The organism is Acinetobacter sp. 802_lipA (genome assembly GCF_058242885.1).
The window spans coordinates 1,237,724-1,258,510 of sequence record NZ_JBZAYP010000001.1 but is presented as its reverse complement, the minus strand read 5'-3'; the positions used below and the strand labels follow the sequence as shown (position 1 = coordinate 1,258,510).

Here is a 20,787-nt window from a genome sequence, read left to right as displayed (position 1 = left end):
CTATTTCCTCTGCGTCATGACCTCAGGCATACTGCGGTCATGAAAATGCTGCCTGATTTAAGCCAACTGACCCATGAACAACTGCTGGAATTTACCCGGCAGTTGGCGATGCAGCATCAGTCTCTGGCACAATCAAATCAAGAATTAGAAAAATCAAACCAGCAATTGGATGCCAAAGTTCAACATCTTTCCATTCTCACGCAAAAATACGAGCATGAGCTCGCACTATTTAAACAGCACAAATTTGGCAGTAAAAACGAACATCTCACCGCAAAACAAATCCATCTGTGGGATGAAGCGGTCGAAGAAGATATTGCCGCTGTTGATCTGGAACTGGAACGGCTGAATGCAGATAAAACTGATGCAGCGACACACAAAGCCACAGTCAACAAACCTAAACGTCGACTGCTGCCCGATCATCTACACACCATCCGTATCGAGCATGAACCAACATCAACCCAATGTGCTTGTGGCTGCACCTTGCGTCGTATCGGCGAAGATATCAGTGAAAAACTACATTTCAGACCGGCACAGTTCTATAAGGAACAGCATGTGCGTGGCAAATGGGTCTGTGATCAGTGTGACACCCTGACTCAGCAAGCGATGCCTGCCTATGTGATTGATAAAGGCATTGCTTCACCTGAACTGCTCAGCCATGTGCTGGTATCGAAGTATGCCGATCATTTACCGCTGTACCGTCAACGTCTGATCTATCAGCGGGCGGGAATCGAGCTTTCTAGATCAACGTTATCTGACTGGATAGGTCGCTGCGGTGTGGAACTGGAACCTCTGGCCAATGCCTTAAAACAGGTGGTGCTGCAACAGCGGGTGATCCATGCCGATGAAACGCCGGTCACCATCATGCGGATGGGTGATGATGAGAAAAAACCGAAGAAAGGTTATGTCTGGGCCTATGCCACTACACAGTACAATCCAGTTCAAGCGGTGATCTATGACTTTCAGGATAGCCGTTCAGGTCAGCATGCAGAAGAGTTCCTGAATGGCTGGCAGGGCCATCTGGTCTGTGATGATTACAGTGGTTATAAAGCACGCTTTAAATCAGGCGATGTCATAGAGGTGGGCTGCATGGCGCATGCACGTCGTAAATTCCATGAGCTACATGTGACCGGGAAAAGTCAGATCGCTGAACAGGCATTACTGATGATTCAGAAACTGTATGCGATAGAAGCAGAACTCAGGAAAAAGACCGATGGTACAGCAGAACACCGCCGCGAATACCGACAACAGCACAGCCAACCGGTGATGCAACAACTGTGTGAATGGCTCAACCAACATTATCTGACGGTGCCATCGAGTTCTCCCACCGCCAAGGCCATCAATTACAGTCTGAAGCGTTGGCCAGCCTTAAGCCGCTATCTGGATGATGGCAATCTACCCATTGACAATAACTGGGCAGAGAACTCAATGCGTCCCTGGGCATTGGGCCGTAAGAACTGGTTGTTTGCAGGTTCGCTGCGCAGTGGACAGCGAGCGGCAAATATCATGACTTTAATCCAGTCAGCAAAGCTGAATGGGTTGGATCCGTATGCCTATCTCAGTGATGTGCTGAAAAGGCTGCCGACGCATAAAGCGACCCAAATAGAAGAATTACTACCACATCGCTGGAAATCCAACTCAAATTAAAAAATAGGCATGGGGTTCAGCGGACGCTTACTATCAAATTCAGCCTAAACAAAGTCATTATGAATCTCTCGAAGTAGATGAATTCTGGACTTTTGTTGGAAATAAAAATAATAAACAATGGCTTATTTACGCCTACCATCGAGAAACAGGTGAGATTGTTGCTTATGTTTGGGGTAAGAGAGATTTAGCTACAGTCCAAAGGTTGAAGACAAAGCTTAAACAATTAGGTATTCACTACACCCGAATTGCAAGTGATCATTGGGACAGTTTCATCACTGCTTTTAAAAACTGCAAGCAAAGTATTGGTAAGTTTTTTACTGTAGGAATTGAAGGTAATAATTGCAAAATAAGGCATCGAATAAGGCGTGGTTTTAGAAGAAGTTGCAATTTCTCCAAAAAGCTTGAAAACCATTTTAAAGCCTTCGACTTAACCTTCTTTTACATCAATAATGGCTTCATTTAATGTCAGCATACTTTTTAAAACACCACCTGAATTTGAATAGGATCAACAGTGATCGCATTCACATTTTGCGAAGCAATAATGGCTAAAATGGCTATCTTTAATTTGTTATTTACGGTCATCTTAATCTTTAGCTCGGTCACAGATCGCAAAGCGAAAATTATAGATTAGCGAGTTGTGTGTTATTTGTAAAACGTTAACATTGAGGTTACAAAAAAAAGCCGATCAAGTGTGATCGGCTTAATACTTTAGCGGGTAAATACTTAAGTATTTTTGTAGTCAATCAGGATACGGAGCATACGACGTAAGGGTTCCGCAGCACCCCAAAGCAATTGATCACCGACAGTGAAAGCACCTAAGTACTCTTTGCCCATATTTAATTTGCGTAGACGACCAACAGGAACTGTTAATGTGCCTGTTACAGCCACAGGTGTTAAGTCCGTCATAGACGCTTCACGGGTATTTGGAACCACTTTTGCCCATTGGTTCGCGCTACGTAACATATCTTCGATTTCATCGAGAGGCACGTCTTTCTTCAGCTTCAAAGTTAAAGCTTGAGAGTGACAACGCATCGCACCAATACGCACACAATGACCGTCAATCGGAACGATTTGCTGGTTGCCCAAGATCTTGTTGGTTTCAACTTGACCTTTCCATTCTTCTTTCGACTGACCGCTGTCTAATTGTTTGTCGATATAAGGAATGAGTGAGCCTGCTAATGGCACGCCAAAGTTTGCTGAAGGGAAACCTTCGCCACGTTGTAATTCCGCAATTTTAGAGTCGATATCTAGAATTGGAGAGCGTGGGTCATCTAACAAATCTTTGGTGTTGTTGTACAAATAGCCCATACCAGAGATCAGTTCACGCATATTTTGCGCACCAGCACCCGATGCTGCTTGATAAGTCATCGAGGTTGCCCATTCCACTAAATTGTTTTGGAATAAACCACCTAAGCCCATCAGCATCAGTGAAACTGTACAGTTACCGCCCACGAATGTTTTGGTACCGTTCACTAAACCATCTTTAATGACATTCATGTTGACAGGGTCAAGTACGATAATGGCTTCATCTTCCATACGAAGTGTAGATGCCGCATCAATCCAATAGCCTGCCCAGTTTTCCGCTTTCAGCTTTGGGAAAACTTCTGAGGTATAGTCGCCACCTTGGCAGGTAATAATGACATCCATTTGCTTCAGACTGTTAATGTCTGATGCATCCATAAGTGCTGGGGCAGTTTTACCGCCAAACGCAGGCGCTTCACCGCCTGCATTACTGGTAGAGAAATAAAATGGCTCAAAATGAGCAAAATCATTCTCTTCAACCATTCGTTGCATAAGGACGGAACCAACCATCCCGCGCCAACCGACCAGACCTACTTTCATGTCACTTTGCCTCGGTGCGTTAAAAATTAAAAGGGGATTCGAGTGTATCAAAAGAGCGCTTAACTGCAAGCACTACACAATGAAAACAGCAATTATATTGTGCAATATATCTTGTTTATGTTACATGCAAAATTGATATTAATTTATGAATCTACAAAAAATTAAGAATATAAGAGTGGGTATCTATGATCTGGGTTGAGTTGCTGGCATGTGTTGTGATTTGGTTAAGCTTCTGGTCACTGATTCCTCGAGATGAATGGTGGTTTCGAGGTGCAGATTTTCCACGCTTACAGATTTTGGCGTTGGGGTTGATTGCATTTATCTTGATGTTGCTTTGGGATGCGCCTTGGGATTGGGTGCGTGAAGCTATTTTGATTGGGTTAATTGCGGCGGTGGCGTACCAACTCAAAATGGTGTTGCCTTATACTTTTGTGTGGAAAAAACAGGTTAAAACGGTTACCAAAACAGAGTTACAGTCAGAGCGTCAGATTTCTTTAATTGTGTCGAATGTACTAACGCCCAATACTCAATATCACTTATTGCTGCAGCAGATTCATCAGCATCAACCGGATTTGATTTTGACTTTAGAGTCAGATGCACATTGGCAACAAGCCTTGAATGTACTGGAAGATGACTATCCCTATCGGGTTGCAGTGCCTTTGGATAATCTGTACGGCATGCACTTGTATAGTCGTTTAGCGCTTAAAGATATTGAAGTGAAGTTTATTTTGAGCGATGAAATTCCTTCGATTCATGCCACAGTCATCTTAAGGTCAGGACAGCCAGTGCAACTGTATTGCTTACACCCGAAACCGCCAAGTCCGACCGAAGCCAAAGACTCTACTTTACGTGATGCTGAATTATTGATAGTTGGTGATCAGATTAAAGATTTGGATGAAAGTTGCATTGTGATGGGGGATTTGAATGACGTGGCATGGTCGCGTACGACACGGCTTTTTCAACGGATCAGTGGGCTGCTAGATCCTCGCGTCGGACGACATTTTGTCAATACTTTTCATGCCGACTACCCCTTGCTGCGCTGGTCACTGGATCATGTTTTTCACAGTACGGATTTTGCCTTAGTACAGATGCAGCGTTTAGCACATATTGGTTCAGATCATTTTCCTGTATATGTGGTGCTACAAACAGGTCGGGTGTTTGAGCTGGCACAAGAAGAGCTGGAACAAACCGAAGCCGATGAGCAAGAAGCGCAAGAGGCGATTGAAGATGGAATTGAGAAAGCGGAACGAGAAGGTAAGCAGGTTACAGATAAAATTGCCAAAGATTACCAGTAAACATACGGGGTGCTCGGATTTCATCAGTGTAGGATATGGCTTACAGGGATTTGGGAATCTGACGAATGGTTAGTCATTTAGTATCCCCGTATTCTAGTCTCATCAGCAGATGGAGCGGGAATGGATCATCCCAGTATGGAAGTTGAAGCTGATGGAAATCATCATGGATATGATGTAGGTATGGAATGCCACCGAATAAAACAAGAATAACGTTGAAAGCACAACCTCATGTACCCGAGTTTTGCAGGACGCAGAACTCGGGTTCAACTTTTTAAGCAGCCCTTTTTTTGTTAAGAATAAATCTTGTCATAGCCTGCAGGGCGAGTTTTAAAGCGACGGTGGAACCACATATATTGAGTCGGAGCAATACGGAGTTGATTTTCAATAATTTGATTCACGCGTGTCGCATCATCGACTTCATCTTCACTGGGTAAGTTTTCCACCGCAGGTTCAATCAACACTTTGTATTGTGGGTTTTTAATATCCCCATCACGATAAAAATACAGAGGAATGGCTGCGGCTTTGGTCATTTTCAATAAACGACGGTGTGCGGTAACTGTCGCTGCGGGAACGCCAAAAAATGGCGCCATAACACCTTGTTTTAAACCAAAGTCTTGATCTGGACTATACCAAATGGCATGGCCATTTTTTAAGTTGCGGACCAAACCACGCATGTCATCATGATCAATTTGATGTGCATAAATGGTGGCGCGGCAGCGGTAGATGAGCATATCCAGCAGTGGATTATTTTGTGGGCGATACACCACATCTGGTTCAAAATACTGCGCGCATAGATAACCACCCGCATCGAGCAAAGTAGAGTGGGTTCCTAAAAGCAGTGCGCCTTTACCTTCTGCTTGTGCTTTTTGAATATGTTCTAAACCTTCAATACTAACACGGCCAGTAAACCACTTTGGGTTATACCACGCATTCAGCGTTTCAAATACGCCCAGCATTTGATCGACAAAAACTAAACGGGCATTTTCAAGGACTTCTTGGGCCGACCATTCAGGGAAACACACCTCCAGATTACGAACGGTGGTTTTACGCCTCGACTTCAGATATTTAAAACCGAGATTGCCTAAGAGGGTGGCCAGTCGGTGTTGAATTGCCCATGGAAGAATCGCCAATATCATGAGAAAGACGATACCAATCCAAACGCCCCAATATTTGGGATGCAGAAAAGACCACTGAAATTCACCGGGTTGATAGTCTGGCTTCGAACTCATAAATTGCGATAAAGGCTGAAAAAAGAATGTTTCGAGTTTAGCATGAAGCAAGAATGAAGATGCAATCTTCACCATGAACCTGTTGTACAGGACCTTCTCATATCAAGTTGTGATAGTTTTTATGAGGTGGGCGAAGAAGATGTATTCATGCTCAGAGGAGAACATGGTCTAAATATCTCACAACATTTGTTTTGTTTTAATTTGGGTGAAATTCTCAATACTAAGAAGAAAGATAAGAACAGGGGGGTAAAAATGCTAAAAAACATTATCAGTTGCGGCGTGCTATTCATTTCTTTAACGGGCTGTGTCTATAGTCCATATGATGATTATAATCATTATTATCATGGGTTTGGTTGGACAGGGTATGCACCCTTTCCACTAGAAAACCATCGTCCACCACCTAATGGTCATGGCGGTGGACATCCAGGAGGGCAACATCCTGATCATATCCATCCAGGAGGTAGTCATTCAGGTGGTGGTGGAATTCATTCTGGCGGGGGTGGGATACATCCAGGTGGAGGTGCTGGCATACATCCTGGCGGTGGTGGGCATCGCCCGCCGCGTTAAATATAAAAAACTCCGCATTGTGCGGAGTTTTTTTATGGAACTTACGGAAAATTATTTGGTTAAATTTTCCAGTTCTTCCCAACGTTCCAGTTTTTCCAGCAATAGCTCATCAATTTCAGTCAAACGATTCGACAATGTCATAGCCTTGTCTGCATCTGAAATAAATAGTGAACCATCTGCAAGTGAGGCATTGATTTCCGCTTGCTCTTTTTCCAGTGCTTCCATTTCGGAAGGCAGTTGTTCAAGCGCACGTTGATCTTTATAGCTGAGTTTGACTTTTTTAGCAGGTGCTGCGTTCGCTTCAGCTTTCGCCGCTGCTTTTTTCACAGCACTTTTTTGATCAACCGCAGTTTGGTCTGGTCGCTGTTGTAAGTAATCTTGGTAACCACCGATGTATTCATCGATATTGCCTTTACCATCGAACACCCAAGTTGAGGTTACCACGTTATCCATAAAGGCACGATCATGCGAAATAAGCAATAAGGTGCCTTTGTAGTCGGACAACATTTCTTCTAGCAGCTCTAGTGTCACCATATCCAAGTCATTGGTGGGTTCGTCCATCACGATTAAGTTAGATGGCTTAAGTAGTAACTTGGCTAAAAGGATACGGTTACGCTCACCGCCTGAAAGAGCTTTGACTGGTGTACGCGCACGTTCTGGTGAGAACAAGAAATCTTGCAAATAGCTGTAAATGTGACGACGGTTACCATTCACATCGACATGGTCAGAACCTTCTGACACGTTATCTTTGACAGATTTTTCAAGGTCGAGGGCATTACGTAATTGGTCGAAGTAAGCCACTTCCAATTGCGTACCTGTTTTTACCGTACCCGTATGTTCTTGTTCGCCTAAAATGGCTTTAATGAGGGTGGTTTTACCGACACCGTTGTCACCAACAAGACCAATACGGTCACCGCGGAGCACCAATGCGGAGAAGCCTTTGATGATAGGTGCATCATGACCAAAGCGAACACTTAAGTTTTCAATTTCAAAGACCACTTTACCTGAACGACTAGCATCTTGCGTTGCCATGCTGACCTTGCCTTGTTGTGAACGGCGTGCTTTAGATTGTTCACGTAATTCTTTTAGGGCACGAACACGACCTTCGTTACGGGTACGACGGGCTTTAATACCTTGGCGAATCCATACTTCTTCTTCAGCTAAGCGCTTATCAAAAAGAGCATTTTGCTTTTCTTCTGCTTCCATTTGCATTGCTTTTAGTTCGAGGTAGCGTGAATAGTTACCCTCGTAACTGCGCAAAGTGCCGCGGTCGAGTTCAACAATTCGAGTCGCAATGCTGTCCACAAATGAACGGTCATGCGAGATGAACAGTAAAGTTAAATTATTTTGATCAAGTAAAAACTTCTCGAGCCATTCAATACTTTCAACGTCCAAATGGTTGGTTGGTTCGTCCAGTAATAGCACATCGGGTTGAGTAAGGAGCGCACGAGCAAGCAGCACACGGCGCTTACGACCACCCGATAAATCGGCCAAATCGGCATCTGGGTCTAGGCCCATTTTACTTAAAATAGAATTGACTTTGGTTTCTAAAGCCCAGCCATCTAACTGATCTAGTTTGTGTTGCAAGTTACCCATGCGGTCACACGCTTCCATGTCTCCAAGTACACAAGCATCACTAGCTTCATGATAGGCTCTGAGCACATCAGCGGCTTCACCTGCGCCGTCTGCCACGATATCCGCCACTTTGCCCGAGTCCATTGGGACGTCTTGCGCCAACATCGAAATGGTAATGCCATTTTGTAGAGAAACTTCACCAGAATCGGGTAATAAGCTTCCCTCGATCAGTTTAAGTAAAGTAGACTTACCTTCACCATTACGACCAATTAAACACACTCGTTCACCGCGCTCTAATGAAAAGTTCGCGCCGTCGAGCAAGGCAGGTCCACCAAACGCAAGTTGGACATCCCTTAAAGTAATATAGGCCATAATGTTTCCTGAAAAATCTCAAATGAGGACTTGAAGTGTCTAAACAACAAAATATTGATAATCAAGCGCCATTGTCCGCACCCATTGAAGATTTGCAAGTCCGAATTGCATTTTTAGATGATTTAGTTGAACAACTCAATGAACAATTGGTGATTCAAGGACTGGAAATTGCTGATTTAAAAAAACAAATGCAAATTTTGTATCAACGTGTTGAATCTTCAGATTTGTCCGATGGAGTTGCAACATTTGACCCGATGGCCGATCGTCCACCACATTATTAAGTGCATTTGCTGTCTGGGGCTAAAAAATGCTGTGATGTGGGGTGAAGATATTGCTGATCCTTGTCTCTTTTTTTGTTTTACCCAACTCAAAGCTCGATTTGACTGACGAAATCATTTGACCTTTGATGCAGTTCCTACTCTAATACCCGCTTTCTGGTGCATCCCATAAAAACTGTCCTATGACTCAAAAAGTTGTTCTTCTTGACCTTGAAAATAATGTTCCGACTGCCAAATTGTTGCGCGAGATTGTGGAGCATTATCCGACTTTGTATTTGTTTCATTGCCAAGGTCAATTTGAGTATGCATTGCAAGATTTGACGGAACTGGCTGTTTGGATCAGTAGTGGTCAAGTGGTGATTCTAGACACGCCCAAAGCCGAGCAAAAAGAGTTCGAATATGCCGTGGTGGTGGGGCAGTTAATGGCTTTGCTTGAGCCAGAGACGCAGGTTGAAATTATCTCTGCGGTCAATACAGCAGAAATACTTTTGGACTTAATGCAATCTTCGGATATTCAGAGCAATTTGATCCTCATTCAGTCTGAAGCTGTACCGAGTCAACGTCACCTTCCCAGTTTAGACAGCATCAAAAATCAGCCTTATTTAAAAATGGTCAAAAAATATTGTGATGCTTTGGGAAAAATGTCAGGCAAGCCGAACACATTGGACGGTCTAAAAAATTCAATAAGTAATATTTTGCAACTCGTACCTGAAAAGACGCAGCGGGTAGTGGGGATGTTGATTAATCTCAAAATCATCAAAAGGTATGATGAGCAAATTCGCTTTCGTAAAAAAGTGTTGAAGCAGTGGTTGGCACTGAATTTAGATGAACAAGACCCAATTTCACAGCCGCAAAGCATGCAGCAAGCGCTACAACAACTGCAAAAAGACAGTGTCGTGGATAAGCTTGAACCAACTGCAGATACGCAGTCCGTGCAACAAGAGTTGTTTAAAAACTTTGCACAGATTGACCCTGTACAGCTTGAGGTTGCACGAAAACTGCGCGAGTTAAAAACCAATAAACCCAAAGATATCTATGCACTACGTGATTTGCTTGAGCAAATGTTTCCGAAGTCAGATGTGCGTATGTTACTGAAAGAGTTACTCGATAAAGGCTATATTTACTGGAATGGACACGAAGTTCTATATAGTCATGAAATGTTCTTAAATTAATTTTATCGTTCAAACTTGCGTTTTATATTGTGCTTATGCAACTCTAATAAAGGAATAAAAAGGTTGTGCTATGGAAAATACTGGAATTTGGGTTGTCGGATTTATCATCTTATTCATCCTCGGCTCGATTTTTGGACTTCGTGTAAGTCCAAGAGAAAAAGCTTTAGGTGAAATGCGTGATAAAGCGCGCAAGATGGGTTTACACCCGCGTTTAGTCGCAGCACCTGACTGGACGAAAATACCAATGGCTTCGGAAAACCGTGCCAGCATGGTGGCGTACTACAGTGTCCTGATTCCAGAAGCACGCCTACCTTTAATGCGCGCTCGCGTTGTTGATCAGCAGCTTGAGCTCATTACAGGTGATGACAAGTTTAAACATTTACCCATTGAATTAAAGGGTATTTATGCTATTGATATGCAAGCAAACTGCGTGGGACTCTATTGGGATGAGCATTCTGACTTAAGAGCAACCCAGTTAGATGCCATGAAAGCATATTTACAGTCTTTGGCTGAACTTTAATTTTACAGACCCATTGAAACAGGATTAACGGTTAATATGGCGAAAGCTCCTCGGTCCACATCCAAAAGTACTACAGCAGATTCTCCTGAGGCTGGGAAAAAGCGTGCTTTAGTGATTGTGGAGTCGCCTGCAAAAGCGAAAACAATCAATAAATATTTAGGCTCGAATTACATTGTGAAGTCGTCTGTGGGTCACGTGCGTGATTTACCTACAGGTGGTTCCAGTAAGACTGCAGAAAAGAAGCTAGCAACACGAACCAAACTGACCGATGCTCAGAAAGCTGAAAAAGCACAAAATGCACTGGTCAATCGTATGGGGGTTGATCCTGAGCATGACTGGAAAGCACATTATGAAGTGCTTCCAGGCAAAGAGCATGTGGTTGCTGAACTGAAAAAGCTTGCTTCGCAAGTTGACGAGGTCTATCTCGCAACGGACTTGGACCGTGAAGGAGAGGCAATTGCTTGGCATTTAAAAGAAGTGATTGGTGGGGATGACTCACGTTATCAACGTGTGGTGTTCAACGAAATTACCAAAAATGCCATCCAAGATGCATTCAAGCATCCAGCACGCCTTGATATCGATAAAGTCAATGCGCAACAAGCACGCCGCTTTTTAGACCGTGTTGTCGGCTTTATGATTTCGCCATTACTTTGGGAAAAAATTGCCCGTGGTTTATCGGCAGGCCGTGTTCAGTCTGTCGCAGTTAAACTGGTGGTTGAGCGTGAGCGTGAAATTCGTGCCTTTATTCCCGAAGAATACTGGCAAGTTTTTGCAGACACTAAGTCACAAACTGATGAGATTCGTTTAGAAGCCGTCAAACAAGCAGGTAAAGCCTTAAAGCTACGCAATAAAGCCGATACCGATGCTTTATTGAAGCTCATTAAAGACGCAGATTACAAAGTTTCAGCACGTGAAGATAAACCGACCAAGGTGAATCCGAGCGCGCCGTATATCACCTCGACTTTACAACAAGCAGCCAGTACACGTCTGGGTTTTTCTGTGAAGAAAACCATGATGTTGGCGCAGCGTTTGTATGAAGCAGGTTTTATTACCTATATGCGTACCGACTCGACTTTTTTGAGTGACGATGCGGTGAATATGGTACGTCATCATATTGAGACCGAGTTTGGTGCGAAATATTTGCCTGCTAAGCCGAACCGCTATGGTAACAAAGCGGGTGCACAAGAAGCCCACGAAGCGATTCGTCCATCAAATGTGGCGTTAAAAGGCGACAGCTTGGTGGGTGTGGAACGTGATGCACAACGTTTGTATGATTTGATTTGGCGTCAATTCGTCGCGTGTCAAATGACACCAGCAGAATACTTGTCATCGACTATTTTAGTGGATGCCAACGGTGTTGAGCTTAAAGCCAAAGGTCGCACCTTAGTCTTTGACGGTTTCACTAAAGTACGTGGTCAAAACAAGTCGGACGATGATGTGTTATTGCCTGCGGTGAAAGTCGGTGAAATTCTGAAGCTTGAAAAATTAGATCCATCGCAACACTTTACCAAGCCACCTGCACGTTTTACTGAAGCGTCATTGGTGAAAGAGCTTGAGAAAAAGGGCATTGGTCGTCCATCGACCTATGCGGCGATTATCTCGACCATTCAAGACCGTGGTTATGTCAAACTCGAGAACCGCCGTCTGTATGCAGAAAAAATGGGTGAAATTGTTACTGATCGTTTAGATGAAAGTTTCAATAACCTCATGAACTATGACTTTACCGCGGACTTAGAAGGTCAGCTCGATAAAGTGGCCGATGGTGAACGCAATTGGAAAGAGTTGCTTGACAGTTTCTATGGCGACTTTAAAAAACGCCTGACCAATGCGCAAGGTGAAGGCGGCATGCGCCGCAATCAACCAGTAGAGGTGGAAGCAGTTCACTGTAAAGAATGTGACCGCCCAATGCAGATTCGTACGGGAACCACAGGTGTCTTCTTAGGGTGTTCTGGCTATAACTTACCGCCGAAAGAGCGTTGTAAAGGCACGTTGAACTTAACGCCTGTTGAATCACTTGCCGCACTTTCTGATGATGACGCAGCAGAAACGGCAGATTTGATGTCGAAAAAACGCTGTCCAATCTGTGAAACTGCGATGGACAGTTATGTGATCGATGGTGGTCGTAAGCTACATGTCTGTGGTAATAACCCAGACTGTGCTGGTTTTGAACTTGAAGAAGGTGAGTTCAAAATCAAAGGTTATGATGGTCCAACCATTCCATGTGATAAGTGTGATGGGGAAATGCAGCTGAAGACGGGTCGTTTTGGACCTTATTTTGCTTGCTCAAGCTGTGATAACACACGTAAAGTCTTAAAAAGTGGTCAGCCTGCACCTCCGCGTGTAGACCCGATTAAGATGGAACATTTACGTTCAACTAAGCATGATGACTTTTTTGTATTACGTGATGGGGCAGCAGGTTTATTCTTGGCGGCAAGTAAGTTCCCGAAAGTACGTGAAACACGTGCACCTAAAGTTTCGGAACTTCGTAGTGTTGCCGATCAGCTTGATCCGAAGTATCAGTTTATTTTGCAAGCACCTGATGTTGACCCTGAAGGGAATCCAACTTTGGTGAAATTTAGCCGTAAGAATCAAGCGCAATATATTGGTTCTGAAACGCCTGAAGGTAAGCAAACCAAATGGTCATTGGTGTTCAATGATGGAAAATGGGTTGAAGCTTAAGTTCTAATTGCTTAGAAATAATCAAGAAATGCTCACTTTGGTGGGCATTTTTTATATGATGCACAGCTATAAAGAAAAAAAGATTCTGGTTAATGTATGATTCCTATTCGCTCTGTTGTTGTATCCGCAGTTTTACTGTCAAAAATTGAGAGTGAAATTAAACTGTTATTGATGAAGCGTGTTAAAGGTGATTATTGGTGCCATGTCGCAGGAAAGGTTGAAGAAAAGGAGCCCGCCAGCCAAGCGATACTTCGCGAAATCAAAGAAGAAACCGCCATTCAGCCCCAACGTTTATTTAGCGCAGATTACATCGAGCAGTTTTATGAGCCAGGCTTGAATGTGATTGAAATGATTCCCGCATTTGTTGGCTTCTGTGCTGAAAACCAATCTGTTCTATTGAATCATGAGCATACTGAATATCGGTGGTGCAGCTTATCTGAAGCTAAAACGTTGGCTATATTTTCAAATCAAAGAAAATTATACGACTTTATTTGGGAAAACTTTGTATTACAACAACCTATAATACATTTAGAAATTACGTAATGTGCTGATCATTGTGATAAAAAATTATTAAAAATTGGGGATCAAAGATGTGGAAAAAACTTCGTATTTTAATCTTGCTGCTGATTTTATTGGTGGTTGCTTTGAACGCTTATCGGGATCAGAACCAAGATTGGAGCAAGCCTATTATTGTATTACTCCATCCAGTTAATGCTGATGGACAAGGTACAACTCAGCAATATATACAGCAATTGACGCCTGCAAACTTAAAAGGGGTACAGGGTTATTTAGAGCAGATGTCGGCGACATATCACGGCCAACCGATTGCGATTTACTTCCAACTTGGGCGCGAACTCAAACAGCTACCGCCGAAAGTACCTGAACAGGCAAGTTTATTGGATACGGTCTTGTGGAGTTTAAAGTTCCGTTATTATGCATGGAAAAACCATCAAGGTTCAGATGGTGCACCAACTGTTACTTTGTATTTGAACTATTATGACTCAGCACTGACTAAAGAGCTGAAACACTCGACAGCTTTGCAAAAAGGTCGCATCGGTTCGGTGAATTTATTTGCATCTAACAAGCAAACCGAGCAAAACAAAGTCGTTCTTGCACATGAGCTTTTACATGCCTTTGGTGCCAGTGATAAATACGACTTAGCCACAGGACAGCCGATGTATCCTGCGGGCTATGCATATCCAAATCAACAACCGCTGTTCCCTCAATCCAAAGCTGAATTAATGGCCGGGCACATTCCAACCTCACAAACACAGAGTAAAATGCCTGAATCGATTGATGAAACATTGGTGAATGAGATCACTGCGATTGAAATTGGGTGGAAAAAATAACTGTGGATAATGCTGAGTTTATCCACAGCATGGATTGATTGTGTGGATAAACTCAAACCTACAAGTTCGATGCAAAACATGTTAAAACTAAGTGAAAGAAAATCAAACTTGAGAAGAAGATGAAAACAGTCGGTAATGATTTAGTTCGCCATCAACTCCATGAAAATCGTAAATGGTATTTGGGTTTAGGGATTTTACTGGTGTTGTTTGGTTTCGTTCTTTTGGCCGCTTTGCCTTTTGCCACCTTATCCGTAGTGTTTATCTTTGGCGTGTTAATGATGATAGGTGGTGTTCTACACTTCATCGCAGCCTTTAAGATTTTTGAGGGTGGCTTCCGCTGGCTATGGGCTTTGTTTGGTGTGTTGTATTTGGTTGCGGGCTATTACGCATTTACTACACCTGTGAAAACAGCCATTGTCTTGACCAGTGTTTTAGCGGTTTTCTTGATTATTGCAGGGGTCATTCGTATCTTTAATGCAATCTTATTTCGAGCATTCCAAGGTTGGGGTTGGACACTTTTTTCTGGTGTTCTAACCCTGCTGGCCGGCATTATGATTTTAACTACACCAGATGCCCCATTTTGGGTGCTGGGCTTATTCCTTGCTTTTGATATTTTATTCCAAGGGATTAATTATCTGACTCTAGCGGCGGCCATTAAGCAGATTCCACCAGCAAGCCAATCTGAATAAAGCATGATTAAAAAATAAAGGGAGCCTCATGCAGGCTCCCTTTTTTCGTGTGCTTTATATTATGTGTAAAGCTGAATGGCAGGCTTATGGATTGACGGCATATTGACTTGAAATCGCAATACGATTCCACGTGTTAATCACAATCGCGATCCATTCAATAGCGGCAATTTCTGCATCGGATAAGATTCTTGCTGCTTCTTGATACGCCGAATCGGGGAAATGCTGCTGAGCAATGAGTGTGATTTCTTCAATTAAAATCAGTGCGGCGCGTTCTTTTTCAGAAAAATATCCACTTTCTTGCCATGCACTGATGAGGGCAATCCGTTCGATTGATTCACCTGCTTTCATGGCATCTTGTGTATGCATACGTACACAGAACGCACATTGGTTAATCTGTGAGGCTCTCAGTTTCAGCAAGTGTGAAAATCCAATCTCAAGACCTGCTTGTTGGGATTTTTGCATGGATAAGTTTTCGAGTTCTAATACTGTTTTATAGAGTTCAGGTACGGCTTTTCCCAAGTTAATTCGTTCCATACATCACCTATTTTTTTAAAGAGCGTTGAATGTTTAATGATGATTTTATCGGCTAATTGATTCGCACTTTGTTTAATTTATGCATTAAAACCAAATGAACTATGGTAGTCGTTTTGGTGACAGCACAGTAAAGCTCTTCTATGTTTAAAATTAAAAAATCATTGAGGCTATTTTAACTTTATCGAAATGTACTCAACTTCAATGATAACGAACTGTGCCAAGGACAATGAAAAGAGAAAAATGCGGGCGGGAAATTTATAAATCGTGTTATTAATAAATTAAATTTTCTAAAAAAATTATGGATGATGACAACTTTTATTTTAGCGCCCGATTCATTCAAAGAAAGTATGACAGCAGAACAGGCCTGTGCGGCGATGCAGCGTGGAATTCAAAACATAATTCCTAATGCTGTATGTATACATGTGCCTATGGCCGATGGCGGCGAAGGCACAGTCGATGCTTTATTAACATCTTTAGCTGGCCAAAAAGTCGAATGTGAGGTGACAGGGCCCTTGCCATCACAACGAGTGAAAACGTATTGGGGTTTATTTGATGGCGGGCAAACGGCTGTTATTGAAATGGCCAAAGCCAATGGTATTCATCTGCTTGAGCCCGCACAGCGAAATCCATTGCTGACCACAACTTTGGGAACGGGGCAAATGATTCGGCATGCATTGGATCTAGGCGTGTCCAAAATCATTTTGGCTCTTGGAGGCAGTGTCACTAATGATGCAGGTAGTGGTATGGCACAGGCGCTTGGAGTACGCTTTTTAGATGCACAAGGGCGGGACGTGCCCGTTGGTGGTGGTCATTTACGAGATATTAAACGGATTGATATGCAGGCTTTAGACCCACGCTTGCAAAAGATTCAAGTTTTAATTGCCTCCGATGTCACTAATCCGCTGTGTGGAGCACAGGGTGCATCGCATGTGTTTGGCTCGCAAAAAGGGGCGAGCGCAGAGATGATTGAGAAGTTGGATCGAAATTTGAGTCATTTTGCCGATGTGGTGGAAACACAGCTTAATCTACAGATACGTAATGTTGCAGGGGCAGGCGCCGCAGGTGGGCTAGGTTTTGGTCTAATGGCTTTTACAGGCGCTATGCTTCAGTCTGGCGCGACGTGGGTGATTGAGCAAACTCAACTGGCGGAGAAAATAAAGCAAGCCGATTATGTTTTCACGGGTGAAGGCAGTATCGATTTCCAAACCAAGTTTGGCAAAACGCCGTGGGCGGTGGCTCAGTTAGCCAAGCAGTTGAATAAACCAGTGATTGCCTTTGCTGGACGTGTCGGAGAGGATGCTGAGGCATTATTTGATGAAGGGTTTAGTCAAATTGTTTCGATCAATGAACCTGACTGTGATTTAGCAACAGCATTGAAAAATGCAGAACAGCATTTGCAAAATAGTTGTGAGGACATCACTCGACTTTTGCTTTATAAAGCATACTGAGTAAGCTTAATTTTAAATTTTTGAGGCAGTAAGCGGTTCGAGCATAAGGTCTGGGTCATAGATCTGAAGGTGTATTTCAGACAGAAATGGATAATCATTGCTGGAGCCTCATATTGACGTCATAGATTTGTTAGACTAGCAGCATCCACGAATTGATGAGTGATTATGAGTTTAGCCAGCCTAATTGATGAATTAAACCCGCAACAAAAACAAGCTGCCACGACTGAGTCGCAACACAGTCTGGTGCTCGCAGGGGCTGGCTGTGGCAAGACGAAAACCATTGTGGCACGTGCTGCATACCTGATTGATCAAGGGATTCCTGCCAACCAAATTCAAATTCTAACCTTTACCCGTCGTTCAGCCAGCGAGATTGTGGCGCGAGTGGAGCTGGCTTTAGGTGAGCAAGCCAAAGGGCTACGCGCTTCTACTTTTCATACTTTTTGTATGTATCTGCTGCGCCGTGTACCGAAAGCCTTTGGTTTAGAGCAGTTTTCAATTATTGATCGTGATGATCAACTGATGATGTTCCGCCTGATTCGTGGGAAAGATGACAAGAAAAATCCCAATCAGCTACCTAAACCGCAAGAACTGTGTGATCTGTATTCTTTTGCACGAAATACGCGTCAAAAGTTGAGTGATGCCTTAGAAAAACAGCATCCTGAGCATTTGGCTTTTAAAGATCAAATTGCGGAAATCATGAAAGAGTACGAGACACGAAAACGTGCGCGTAGCTTTTTAGATTATGACGATATTCTTGCGATCGTGGCCTCAGCACTCGACCAGTCAGATGGTTTAGCCGACTATGTGGCATCGCTCTGCAAACACATGCTGGTCGATGAAATGCAGGACACCAACCCTTTGCAGTGGGCCTTGCTTGAGCCCCTTAAAGACAAAGTGAGCCTGTTCTGCGTCGGCGATGATGCACAGTCAATTTATGGTTTCCGTGGGGCAGATTTTGAAAATATTCACCATTTTAAAGACCGTGTGCCGAATGCTCAGGTGTTTAAATTGGAGCAAAACTATCGTTCAACCCAAGAAATTTTAGACCTCTCCAATTGGCTGCTCGATCAATCTGAGATTCAATATAACAAACGCCTAGATGCTCATCGGGGGGAGGGCGTGAAGCCTCGCATGCACATTTTCCCAAATGAGTTTGATGAAGCAAAATGGATCGCGATCGACATTAAAGAGCGCCATTACTTACAGGGACAGCGCTGGTCGGATCATATGGTCTTGGTGCGTTCCAGCTTTGCAGCACGGCATATTGAGGCAGCATGTATTGCAGCCAATGTCCCCTATCGATTTATTGGGGGCATGAAACTGCTTGAAACCGCGCATGTGAAAGATTTACTGAGCTTGCTGCGCGTGATTGCCAATCCTCTCGATGATATTGCATGGATGCGTTTTCTTACCTTGTGGAATGGGGTGGGAGATGTCGGTGCAAGCCGTCTTGCTCAGCAACTTTTACTGGAGCCTGAGTTTGATCTAATCTTTGGTAAATTAGAGAAATTTGGGCGGATTCCAGCTGAAACCTTGTTGATCATGAAGCAAATGACGGTACTGAAACAGGAAGTACAGGCTTGCGTCAGTTTGGGTATTCAGGCGATTGAAGCACAATTGGCGGAAAATTATAAAAAAGACTGGAATCGCCGCCAAGGGGACTTTGAACTGGTGAAGCAATTGGCTTCTAAACATGCCCAGTTAAGTGAGTTCTTAGAGGAATATGTGCTTGATCCTGTGTCGATTTCTGAAATTGAACGCCAGTCCGATAGTGATGTCGTCACCCTGATTACCATTCACTCGGCCAAAGGTACAGAGCAAAAGGTCTGTTATGTGGTCAATGTCACCCCAGGGCAATATCCACATGCCCGTGCCCAAGGTGATTTTAAAGATGTCGAAGAAGAGCGTCGGGTCTTATATGTGGCGCTGACCCGTGCTCAGAATGAGCTGATTTTAACCAAGCAAAATTTAAGTCTGTGGGCACGAGACGTGATTGATGAGCAAGGGCGTAAAGTTGAAAGCTACTTTTTAAATGATTTGACCCGAAATTTGTGTAGCATGGAAACCCATCATAAGCCTCGTCAGCAAACCGTAAAGAGTGCTTTAATTGAGCGCCAATCGATTAATTTAGATTTTGGGATTAATCTCGATTAAACTAAACAGATTACATTGTGGTATTTGTTGTGCAATGTTCAGAAAGTAGCGTAGGCGATTGCTTTTTGATGATTTTGCCTATTTTTGAAGGTTGTAAGATGAAAATTTTAGTTCGTAATTTAGAGCGTACAGTGGCTGAAGCTGAACTGCTTGAATTATTTAAGCAATATGGCACAGTTGCATCATGTAATTTAATCCTTGATGCAGCAACAGGTAAATCGAAAGGTTTTGCATTTGTTGAAATGCCACACGCACGTGAAGCGATTAAAGCTATTAAAGGGCTTAATACACTACGTTTGCATGGTACTGGTATTCGCGTCAAACAGGCGGAAGATAAACCTGAGAAGCCAGAAGCATAAGTAAAAAGGAGCAATCGATGCTCCTTTTTTATGGGATAAAGTGAAAAAAATCTATCCAGCTTTATCGATTGTTGCACCGATGCGACGACAAATCTCTCAAGGAAATAAAACCTTAGAGATCCGTTCTTGGCGACCAGAGCAATGGCCACTTAAAGATTTGATTATTGTGGAAAATAAGCACTATTTAACCCACGAGGACGATGAAGAGTTGGGGGTATGCTGTTGCTGTGGTTGATGTTGAGTCGATTCACTCATGGAGAGAAGATGAGCTTGATTCGTCGATGGCATCATATTGGGAAAAGGAATATTGGGCTTGGGTACTCACAAATGTGCGTCCCATGCATATTTCGATGCCTGTCATAGCAAAAAGAAAGATTTATTTTATTGAAATAGATCATGCATAATTTTTATTATGCACTGCTGTATAGAAAGATTACTCTTAGAATTGTTATAAACGCCAAAACTTAGGAACACCCTTCATGACTCGTGTTGCCCGTTACCATGCTGATCGCACTAACCAAAAACTCTACTTTGCTCGACTTTCATGTCAACAAGCAGAACAAATTGATCATGTGCAACAAGCTCAGGCTTACCGTGAGGCTGCTGTGTTTCACTTGCATGGCGCGGTGCTTGCGTTTCTACAAGAGTTGGTCCGTTACTACCGCTTAAATGACTTTACCCCGACCTTGAAGTCCATAGAGGAGCATATGGCAGCTAAGGGCCAAGTCTCGCCTGAAGTGACTGTAATGCAACAACTCTCGAAAGAAGGTTTCATTGCCGAGTTAAAACGTGCTTATCGCTTGTGTCAGTATGCGCCAGAGCCGAGTACACCTGAACCTGAGTCAGAAACTTCATCCAATCTGATCATTAAAGTGACTCAAACCCCTCAGGCATGGTTACCCGATACCAAAATTTTACGTGAGTGGCATCGAGACTTAACGGCGTTGATCGATGGCTTTCGGAATGAGATGGTTGAATTCTAAAAGCGATGACCAACGCTTGAAGTTTGAAAATTTGTCCTTATATCAATAAGTCTAAGCGAAGCAAAGTGCAACTGCCTTTGCCACCATGTTGAACATGG

Annotated in this window: 18 protein-coding genes and 2 pseudogenes; 16 read left to right on the top strand and 4 right to left on the bottom strand. The window is 43.3% G+C overall.

Going from position 1 to position 20,787, the window contains the following annotated elements; all coding sequences use genetic code 11:
* The first annotated feature begins 39 nt into the window (after nucleotides 1–39).
* The gene (gene tnpC, locus AC4CU3_RS06360; RefSeq protein WP_201952670.1) at nucleotides 40–1,644 is read left to right on the top strand and encodes an IS66 family transposase; all 1,605 of its coding nucleotides are present in this window, start codon (nucleotides 40–42) and stop codon (nucleotides 1,642–1,644) included.
* A 22-nt stretch (nucleotides 1,645–1,666) separates the two neighbouring features.
* A pseudogene (locus AC4CU3_RS06355) lies at nucleotides 1,667–2,107 on the top strand (IS1 family transposase); the annotation flags it as partial.
* 260 nt (nucleotides 2,108–2,367) lie between these two features.
* On the opposite strand, the gene asd reads toward AC4CU3_RS06355, so the two are convergent.
* Nucleotides 2,368–3,486, bottom strand: coding sequence for an aspartate-semialdehyde dehydrogenase (asd, locus tag AC4CU3_RS06350; protein WP_125274777.1), 1,119 nt, complete (start codon nucleotides 3,484–3,486; stop codon nucleotides 2,368–2,370).
* Between the two features lie 185 nt (nucleotides 3,487–3,671).
* Here asd and AC4CU3_RS06345 point away from each other — a divergent pair, with 185 nt between their 5' ends.
* A complete protein-coding gene (locus AC4CU3_RS06345; RefSeq protein WP_201953519.1) occupies nucleotides 3,672–4,781 on the top strand; it encodes an endonuclease/exonuclease/phosphatase family protein in 1,110 nt (369 codons plus the stop codon).
* Nucleotides 4,782–5,071: 290 nt separating this feature from the next.
* Here AC4CU3_RS06345 and AC4CU3_RS06340 read toward each other — a convergent pair whose 3' ends face one another.
* The gene (locus tag AC4CU3_RS06340; protein ID WP_201953521.1) at nucleotides 5,072–6,010 is read right to left on the bottom strand and encodes an LpxL/LpxP family acyltransferase; all 939 of its coding nucleotides are present in this window, start codon (nucleotides 6,008–6,010) and stop codon (nucleotides 5,072–5,074) included.
* Nucleotides 6,011–6,262: 252 nt separating this feature from the next.
* Between AC4CU3_RS06340 and AC4CU3_RS06335 the strand changes: the two genes are divergently transcribed.
* A complete protein-coding gene (locus tag AC4CU3_RS06335; RefSeq protein WP_201953524.1) occupies nucleotides 6,263–6,577 on the top strand; it encodes a hypothetical protein in 315 nt (104 codons plus the stop codon).
* A 51-nt stretch (nucleotides 6,578–6,628) separates the two neighbouring features.
* Here AC4CU3_RS06335 and AC4CU3_RS06330 read toward each other — a convergent pair whose 3' ends face one another.
* A complete protein-coding gene (locus AC4CU3_RS06330) occupies nucleotides 6,629–8,524 on the bottom strand; it encodes an ATP-binding cassette domain-containing protein (RefSeq protein WP_201953528.1) in 1,896 nt (631 codons plus the stop codon).
* Nucleotides 8,525–8,559: 35 nt separating this feature from the next.
* On the opposite strand from AC4CU3_RS06330, the gene AC4CU3_RS06325 reads away from it, so the two are divergent.
* The 7 genes from AC4CU3_RS06325 to AC4CU3_RS06295 all read left to right on the top strand — a co-directional run bounded on the left by AC4CU3_RS06325 (nucleotide 8,560) and on the right by AC4CU3_RS06295 (nucleotide 15,211).
* Nucleotides 8,560–8,805 carry a SlyX family protein gene (locus AC4CU3_RS06325; RefSeq protein ID WP_126038307.1) on the top strand — a complete coding sequence of 82 codons (246 nt, stop codon included), beginning with the start codon at nucleotides 8,560–8,562 and terminating at the stop codon, nucleotides 8,803–8,805.
* A 179-nt stretch (nucleotides 8,806–8,984) separates the two neighbouring features.
* Nucleotides 8,985–9,974 carry a hypothetical protein gene (locus tag AC4CU3_RS06320; RefSeq protein ID WP_201953531.1) on the top strand — a complete coding sequence of 330 codons (990 nt, stop codon included), beginning with the start codon at nucleotides 8,985–8,987 and terminating at the stop codon, nucleotides 9,972–9,974.
* A 70-nt stretch (nucleotides 9,975–10,044) separates the two neighbouring features.
* Nucleotides 10,045–10,494, top strand: a complete 450-nt coding sequence (locus tag AC4CU3_RS06315; protein WP_004692510.1) for an ammonium transporter — start codon at nucleotides 10,045–10,047, stop codon at nucleotides 10,492–10,494.
* Between the two features lie 36 nt (nucleotides 10,495–10,530).
* Nucleotides 10,531–13,173, top strand: a complete 2,643-nt coding sequence (topA, locus tag AC4CU3_RS06310) for a type I DNA topoisomerase (protein WP_184117767.1) — start codon at nucleotides 10,531–10,533, stop codon at nucleotides 13,171–13,173.
* Between the two features lie 96 nt (nucleotides 13,174–13,269).
* A complete protein-coding gene (locus AC4CU3_RS06305) occupies nucleotides 13,270–13,716 on the top strand; it encodes an NUDIX hydrolase (protein WP_201953534.1) in 447 nt (148 codons plus the stop codon).
* A gap of 47 nt (nucleotides 13,717–13,763) precedes the next feature.
* A complete protein-coding gene (locus tag AC4CU3_RS06300; RefSeq protein WP_279044529.1) occupies nucleotides 13,764–14,522 on the top strand; it encodes a hypothetical protein in 759 nt (252 codons plus the stop codon).
* 119 nt (nucleotides 14,523–14,641) lie between these two features.
* Complete coding sequence (locus AC4CU3_RS06295) at nucleotides 14,642–15,211, top strand: HdeD family acid-resistance protein (RefSeq protein WP_004978978.1); 570 nt, start codon at nucleotides 14,642–14,644, stop codon at nucleotides 15,209–15,211.
* An 84-nt stretch (nucleotides 15,212–15,295) separates the two neighbouring features.
* On the opposite strand, the gene AC4CU3_RS06290 is transcribed toward AC4CU3_RS06295, so the two are convergent.
* The gene (locus AC4CU3_RS06290; protein ID WP_201953540.1) at nucleotides 15,296–15,745 is read right to left on the bottom strand and encodes a carboxymuconolactone decarboxylase family protein; all 450 of its coding nucleotides are present in this window, start codon (nucleotides 15,743–15,745) and stop codon (nucleotides 15,296–15,298) included.
* Between the two features lie 302 nt (nucleotides 15,746–16,047).
* Between AC4CU3_RS06290 and AC4CU3_RS06285 the strand changes: the two genes are divergently transcribed.
* The 5 genes and pseudogenes from AC4CU3_RS06285 (at nucleotide 16,048) to AC4CU3_RS06265 (ending at nucleotide 20,689) form a co-directional block, all read left to right on the top strand.
* The gene (locus tag AC4CU3_RS06285; RefSeq protein WP_407079382.1) at nucleotides 16,048–17,193 is read left to right on the top strand and encodes a glycerate kinase; all 1,146 of its coding nucleotides are present in this window, start codon (nucleotides 16,048–16,050) and stop codon (nucleotides 17,191–17,193) included.
* A 165-nt stretch (nucleotides 17,194–17,358) separates the two neighbouring features.
* Nucleotides 17,359–19,347: an ATP-dependent helicase gene (locus tag AC4CU3_RS06280; protein WP_201953543.1), complete on the top strand. Its 1,989-nt coding sequence runs from the start codon at nucleotides 17,359–17,361 to the stop codon at nucleotides 19,345–19,347.
* A 98-nt stretch (nucleotides 19,348–19,445) separates the two neighbouring features.
* Nucleotides 19,446–19,706, top strand: coding sequence for an RNA recognition motif domain-containing protein (locus tag AC4CU3_RS06275; protein ID WP_004692489.1), 261 nt, complete (start codon nucleotides 19,446–19,448; stop codon nucleotides 19,704–19,706).
* Between the two features lie 40 nt (nucleotides 19,707–19,746).
* Nucleotides 19,747–20,110, top strand: a pseudogene (locus AC4CU3_RS06270) (ASCH domain-containing protein).
* A 75-nt stretch (nucleotides 20,111–20,185) separates the two neighbouring features.
* Nucleotides 20,186–20,689, top strand: a complete 504-nt coding sequence (locus AC4CU3_RS06265; protein ID WP_004978994.1) for a DUF6586 family protein — start codon at nucleotides 20,186–20,188, stop codon at nucleotides 20,687–20,689.
* Nucleotides 20,690–20,787: the final 98 nt, after the last annotated feature.